This window comes from Acinetobacter sp. AS5 (assembly GCF_048957595.1).
Taxonomy (GTDB): domain Bacteria; phylum Pseudomonadota; class Gammaproteobacteria; order Pseudomonadales; family Moraxellaceae; genus Acinetobacter.
In genome coordinates this window covers 1-6,742 of the sequence record NZ_JARDAL010000086.1, presented here as the reverse complement: position 1 = coordinate 6,742, position 6,742 = coordinate 1, and the positions used below count along the sequence as shown (strand labels likewise).

Sequence of the window (6,742 nt, the reverse complement as noted above, 5' to 3'; positions counted from 1 at the left end):
AGGTGTCCACTTAAATTTTAGTGGACACTATCGCGGTATTAATGAGTTAGAAAAAGTGGGGCTCAGCGGACGCTTACAAAATACAGTTGATCAAAATAGTTTTTTATAGAAAAAAGGGTGGATAATTTAATTATTAAACTTATTGGTATATTTATTAGATAGAAGGTAAAGAAGATTATTTTTAATATTAGGGTTTATAATCCAAATTTCAGAGTAAGGAATCTACTAAGTTGTCATTAAAAAGTAAACATGTATTCTTTTCCGAATTGGTTTGATACTTTCTCCACCCATTGCTCTATTTTGTCAGCTGTCATGACTTGAAAATCTCGCCAATAATATTTCATCTGCTTCCATACCATCTCGATTCGATTTAACTCAGGGCTATAAGCTGGAATAAAATACAGATTCGTCGAAAAGTTAGTTTTAAGTAGCTCTCTGTAATCAGCCATCTTTTTACTTCTATGAATCGAGGCATTATCAACAATAAGAACCAATGGAAGGTTATACGTCTGTTTTACTTGTTGAGCTATTCCAGTTAAATAGGCATAAAACCAAGTGCTTGTCACTGACTCTTGTAAACAACTAGTCACCAGTTTCCCCGTTGAAAGCAAACACCCCATGACATTAACTCGTTTTAATCTTATTGCATCAACCGCATGAACATCACCTATCTTTGTCCACGCATAGCGGTTATCAGGTGTAGATGAAAATCCTGTTTCATCAACATAACCTAATATAATTTCACCACGTGCCGCTTGCTCTCGTAATTCTTCAATCTGCTGTGTTGCTTGTTCAAATGCAATCGGATCTCTTTTTTTTCAAGCTATGACGGGTACGCTTGAAGACCATACCTGAATCCCGTAAAAACTTACGAATGGTTTCAACAGACACGGACACTTCGTATTCTTCATGTAGTTTGACTCGGATTTGTTCTGCATTGAGTGGACTTGTATTGACCCAATCTAGGATTTTCGCCTGATAGTCTGAGATCAATGTATTGGGTCGACCTGAGCGATGACCTTCTTTAATCGATTCAAACTCATACAATTCCCAACGTCGGCGTTGTAGCCTTATGGTTTCTGGGATACGTTCTTGTAGAGTGGCAACTTCCGCAACGCTTTTACCTTCGGAAAGCCAGAGAATAGTTTGGGCACGTTGCCTTTCACGCCAATGTTTTGCATGCTTGACCAGAAAAATGAGTCGTTCTCGCTGTTCTAAACTAAGTGGTACAGAAACAATTCTAGGCATGTGTGAACATCTGTTAACTAAAAAAACCTTTTCGCATCATTAGTTATTTTTGTCAACTTACTTATATAATAGAGATTCCATCTCCAAAACAGTACTACTGTATGAATGAGTTGTATTCAATGCAGGGAAGAATGTAGATCCTTAATACTAACGGAAAATTATTTTACTGAATTTTCATGTAAAGACTCATTTAATTGATCAATCACTGTCGTCCATTCACCATCAGAGTGTAGTTTTTCTTCTAAAAAATGACGTTGAGCATCAGTCCAAAAAATTGCTTGTGTTAAAAAAACATCTCCAGCTAGCTGATGGCTCTCTATGAATTTTGCAATTGCTTCTTCAGTAGAAGCTAAACCAAGCTGTTCAAATAATTTGGTCATTCTTGGACGTGTTTGAGTCATGTGCTTAGCCCATAAATTTATATTAGATCAAATTAAACATAACATGTTTATATTTAAACTAAAATATAAAAAATTAAATAGCTACTATTTTCTTAGACAAAATGATTACTACATTTCATAAATCAACCACCTACATAATTTGTTTGTTAAATGATCATTATTTTTCAATAAGATTATTTTAATAGTTAAAGATTTTAAATTTTAAAAATGACAAAAATGTAATTTTGAAGTCATCGCTCTGTTTGTGTCTCTCACTAATAATTGAAATATAAGAGGAGATGATGTGGTCTCATTAAATATAGATTTTATAAAGTCATCTCTAATGAACTAACGAATCAAGAGGAAACGTAAATGAAATTATTTCATAATAAAATGACTGCTCTACGTCATGTTGTAGTAGCTGCAACGATGATTGTGGCTACTACAACTACGTTCGCTCATGTGAGTTTAGTGAGTGCGATTCCTGCGGAAAATGCATCTGTCCTTAGTCAACCAAAGAACTTGACCCTTAACTTTGGTGCAGAGGTTATGTTGATGAATATTAAGTTACTGGATGCTCAGCGAAGAGATGTTCCTTTAAAATATGAAGTTACTCATGACTTAAAGAAATCCTTTGATGTCGCTCTTCCGAAACTGAAAAAAGGTAAATATACCGTTGTCTGGACAACAATGGGGAAAGATGGCCACAACATGAATGGTGAATATAGTTTCACTATCAAATCAACTAAATAAGAATTGATTACCTTTCAACATGTCAGTGAGGTGCTGGCATGTTGTTCTAGAATGGACAAAAATAATGATTTCTGAATATTGGATGTGGGCCACTTGGTTAACTAAGGTTATTTTATATTTAAGTTTAGCTTTTGTCGTTGGTGGAGCCTTTTGCTATTTTTTACTTAGACAATATCTTGAACTAAAAGAATCGATTCTTAAATATATTACAATTGGCGCTGGATTAGGCCTAATTTCCAGTACCTTGGGATTTTTTATTCTGATTGGTAGTTTTGCCAATACTGGTATTACAGGGATGGTGGACCCCACGTATATTAATATATTGGTTAATACTCCGACGGGGTATATATACGTTCTTCGTTCTATTAGTTTTGCTCTTTTACTTCTTCTCATGGTGGTTAAAGTTAACAGGAACAAAGGTCAGTTTTCTATAATTGAAAGTTCAATATTTTGTATTTTACTTATCCCGATTATTTTTAGTTTTTCCCAGCTCGGACATGTCGCTAATTTAACCTTACTTGCTCAAATTTTATTATCAATCCATATTCTAGTTATGTCTTTATGGATGGGGTCTTTATATCCGTTATGGAAAACCAGCCGGGAAATAAGTGGTTTACCTTTAAAAGATCGCATGCATGTATTTGGACGTATTGCTGCTTTCATTGTTGGGATATTAATCGCCTGTGGCGCTAGTGTAGCTCTTCTTTTAATTAAAGATTTTAATACCTTAATCAATACTGCATATGGCTATGGTTTCATGGTTAAAATGTTTTTTGTTATAGGTATTCTACTTTTAGCTGCCTTCAACAAATGGTATTTCACCCCGCGTCTTCAACATCCTAAATTCGCTAAACACCTTAGTCATGCCATTTTATTTGAGATGTTATTAGGTCTATCAATTCTATTAACAACAGGCTATATAACCACTGTCGTGGGTATTGAATAAGAGAATTTCAAAATAAGGGAATTGAGGAAATTTAACATTACTGCATTTATCTTTTGTAGCTGAGCAATAAAGTTTCTACTGGACTGCCAACTTACGACAATCAGAACAGTAAAATCGCATCATGAGGCATTATACATAAAGGTAGTCACCGGTTTTTAGCTTATCTTCAACCCATAACGGTCTCATCTATTCAGTTCACTACCATTGATTGAAATAACTAATCTTATAAATTTCAGAGTGATCGTAGATGACAAAAATGTCATTTTAAAGTCACATTAATGTTGGTTAAGTACTTTTACTGTAGTCATTAGAACACTCTTCTTTGGAATACTCTGAAGAAAACTGTAAGGTTGTAAACAGACCAAGTTACAGCGAGTAACTGATTCAGAAAAAGGCTGGTTGTATGGTGAAAGTTTAGAGTTACTGTTCTAATGTTTTAAACAAATGTTTTGTTAAAAAGGAGCAACATATGAAATTTCACATCGCTAATATGACTTGTGGTGGTTGTGCACGCGGCATTACTACCGCAATTAAAGAGCTCGACTCGAATGCCTCACTCGATATTGATTTACAAAACCGTATTGTTGAAATCAACACAACGGTGAGTCAGGATCAAGTCATTGCCACTCTCAGTGAGCGTGGATTTACAGCTGATCCTGCTTAATCTCTGTTAGAGTAACAGTGGGAATTCCTTACCACTTTTACTCTCTCTTATTTTCCTCATCGTACAGATAAAACCTGTACTTGCTTGAAATAAAAGTAATCCCTGAATTCCCCCTAATCTTGGTTCGAGCTGATCTTCGCATATAGAACTCAGCATATCTAAATGATAGAGATCGTATATGAGTACCGAAATGACTGATACGCCACACTACAGTGAAACATTAGAGATTGAGGGGATGACATGTGCTTCTTGTGTAGGCCGTGTGGAAAAAGCTTTAAAATCTGTTGAGGGTGTTGAATCGGCTCATGTAAATCTGGCTACCGAAAAAGCAGTCATTTATGCGCATCAACCACTTGATCGCGCTACTTTAATTAAAGCCGTAGAAAAAGCAGGCTACGAAGTGGAAGCGCTGCAACCAATAGAGCTTACGATTGAGGGTATGTCATGTGCTTCTTGTGTAGGTCGAGTAGAAAAGGCCTTAAAATCTGTTGAGGGTGTGGAATCAGCTCATGTAAATCTGGCTACTGAAAAAGCGACTATTCAGGCAAGCTCATCTGTCACTCGTGACTCGTTAATTCAGGCTGTCACCAAAGCAGGGTTTGAAGCAAAGTCAGTTCATCAAACTACGGAAAGCTTTCAAGATAAAAAAAATATTGAATTAGAAAAACTTAAAAAAGATTTAATTCTGTCAGTCTTATTGACTCTACCCATTTTTATTTTAGAAATGGGATCACACCTGATTCCCGCCTTTCATACGTTTATGATGGATAACATTGGCCAACAAAATAGCTGGTTAATGCAATTTTTCTTGACCACAGTAGCATTAATTTTTCCAGGCCGACGCTTCTTCAAAAAGGGCATCCCAAGTTTATTCCGCTTAGCACCAGACATGAATTCCTTGGTGGCTGTAGGAACATTGGCTGCTTATCTTTATTCAGTGGTTGCTACTTTCTTTCCAAGTGTCCTGCCACAAGGCACGGTCAATGTTTATTATGAAGCTGCAGCGGTTATTATCACTTTAATTCTATTAGGTAGATTTTTTGAAGCCAAGGCAAAAGGCCGAACGTCTTTAGCAATTCAACATCTAGTTGGAATGCAGCCTAAAGTTGCCAGAATACAGCTCAATAATCAGGTGATAGAAGTTCCGATTGCCGAAGTTCAAACAGGAACGATTGTAGAGATTAGACCAGGCGAGCGTATCCCTGTCGATGGTGAAGTTATTCACGGCCAAAGTTTTATTGATGAATCCATGATTACTGGCGAGCCTATGCCCGTTGAAAAAACGATAGGCTCTACTGTGGTAGGAGGAACAATTAACCAAAGTGGCAGCTTAAATATCAAAGCCACCTCTGTTGGTAGTTCATCAGTGCTTTCTCAAATCATCCGAATGGTTGAACAGGCACAGGGTTCCAAGCTGCCTATTCAGGCATTGGTTGATAAAATTACCATGTGGTTTGTACCTGTAGTAATGGGTCTCTCTCTTTTAACTTTTATTACTTGGTTTATCTTCGGCCCTGAGCCAGCCCTAACGTTTAGCTTAGTTAATGCAGTTGCGGTACTCATTATTGCATGTCCTTGTGCAATGGGACTTGCAACGCCTACATCAATCATGGTGGGAACTGGGCGTGGTGCTGAAATGGGTGTTTTATTCCGTAAAGGGGAAGCTTTGCAGCTGCTCAAAGAAACTAAAGTGGTTGCTGTTGATAAAACAGGGACCCTGACTGAAGGCAAACCAATTTTAACCGATCTGCATGTCTTAGAAGGGTTTGAATACAATGCCGTACTTTCACTTATGGCAGCCGTTGAATCAAAGTCTGAGCATCCTATTGCTCGAGCAATTGTACAAGCCGCTATAGATAAGGAATTAATTCTGTCTCCTGTTGCTGATTTCAAGTCAGTCACGGGCTATGGAATAGAAGCAACGGTGTCTGAACATTTGGTTCATATTGGTGCAGATCGATATATGGAAAAACTAGGTTTGAATCCTAATGTTTTTTCTCAATTTTCGGATCGTTTGGGAGAAGAAGGAAAAACCCCTCTCTATGTTGCGATTGACCAGAAACTTGCTGCCATTATTGCTGTAGCAGATCCAATTAAAGAATCAACATTTGCTGCAATTGAAGCGTTACATCAGTTAGGTTTAAAGGTTGCCATGATTACAGGTGATAACCGTCATACAGCTCAAGCGATTGCAAAAAAACTAGGTATTGATGAGGTTATTGCAGAAGTCTTACCAGAAGGTAAAATAGAGGCCGTTAAAAAATTAAAAAATCAATATGGTAAACTCGCATATGTTGGAGATGGCATTAATGATGCCCCTGCACTTGCAGAAGCAGATATTGGTTTAGCAATAGGTACAGGTACAGACGTAGCTATTGAAGCTGCTGATGTGGTTTTGATGTCTGGCAACCTGAAAGGAGTGCCAAATGCTATCGCTTTAAGCAAAGCGACTATAACCAATATTCGTGAAAATTTATTTTGGGCATTTGTTTACAATGCAGCTCTGATTCCTATTGCAGCAGGTGTACTTTATCCGCAATTTGGACTGCTACTTTCTCCTGTATTTGCTGCTGGTGCAATGGCTCTCTCGTCAATATTTGTACTAGGAAATGCTTTACGATTAAAACGTTTTAAAGCCCCCCTTGCAATTATTTAACCATTTTTTATATACATTGGCTTTGTTGCACAAAGATTTGAAATGCAAAGCGCCCCTAATTGAGCCAAATTTAAGGCGTAACTTGGGTAAGTGGT

At 37.2% G+C, this 6,742-nt stretch carries 7 protein-coding genes; 4 read left to right on the top strand and 3 right to left on the bottom strand.

Translation table 11 applies throughout. From position 1 onward, the window contains the following. Positions 1 to 236: 236 nt before the first annotated feature. From PV763_RS16715 to PV763_RS16705, 3 genes are all read right to left on the bottom strand, one after another. Positions 237 to 776: an IS630 family transposase gene (locus tag PV763_RS16715; protein WP_225554437.1), complete on the bottom strand. Its 540-nt coding sequence runs from the start codon at positions 774 to 776 to the stop codon at positions 237 to 239. Between the two features lie 16 nt (positions 777 to 792). After that, the gene (locus tag PV763_RS16710) at positions 793 to 1,248 is read right to left on the bottom strand and encodes a helix-turn-helix domain-containing protein (protein ID WP_004647755.1); all 456 of its coding nucleotides are present in this window, start codon (positions 1,246 to 1,248) and stop codon (positions 793 to 795) included. A 158-nt stretch (positions 1,249 to 1,406) separates the two neighbouring features. Then, positions 1,407 to 1,649, bottom strand: coding sequence for a DUF2789 family protein (locus tag PV763_RS16705; RefSeq protein ID WP_004281876.1), 243 nt, complete (start codon positions 1,647 to 1,649; stop codon positions 1,407 to 1,409). 351 nt (positions 1,650 to 2,000) lie between these two features. Here PV763_RS16705 and PV763_RS16700 point away from each other — a divergent pair, with 351 nt between their 5' ends. The 4 genes from PV763_RS16700 (at position 2,001) to PV763_RS16685 (ending at position 6,647) form a co-directional block, all read left to right on the top strand. Continuing rightward, a complete protein-coding gene (locus PV763_RS16700; protein ID WP_420938242.1) occupies positions 2,001 to 2,381 on the top strand; it encodes a copper resistance CopC family protein in 381 nt (126 codons plus the stop codon). A 64-nt stretch (positions 2,382 to 2,445) separates the two neighbouring features. Next, positions 2,446 to 3,327, top strand: coding sequence for a copper resistance D family protein (locus tag PV763_RS16695; RefSeq protein ID WP_004695733.1), 882 nt, complete (start codon positions 2,446 to 2,448; stop codon positions 3,325 to 3,327). A gap of 469 nt (positions 3,328 to 3,796) precedes the next feature. Then, on the top strand, positions 3,797 to 3,991 hold the full coding sequence (locus tag PV763_RS16690) for a heavy-metal-associated domain-containing protein (RefSeq protein WP_004281879.1): 195 nt from the start codon (positions 3,797 to 3,799) through the stop codon (positions 3,989 to 3,991). Between the two features lie 178 nt (positions 3,992 to 4,169). Further along, positions 4,170 to 6,647, top strand: a complete 2,478-nt coding sequence (locus PV763_RS16685; RefSeq protein ID WP_138001013.1) for a heavy metal translocating P-type ATPase — start codon at positions 4,170 to 4,172, stop codon at positions 6,645 to 6,647. Positions 6,648 to 6,742: the final 95 nt, after the last annotated feature.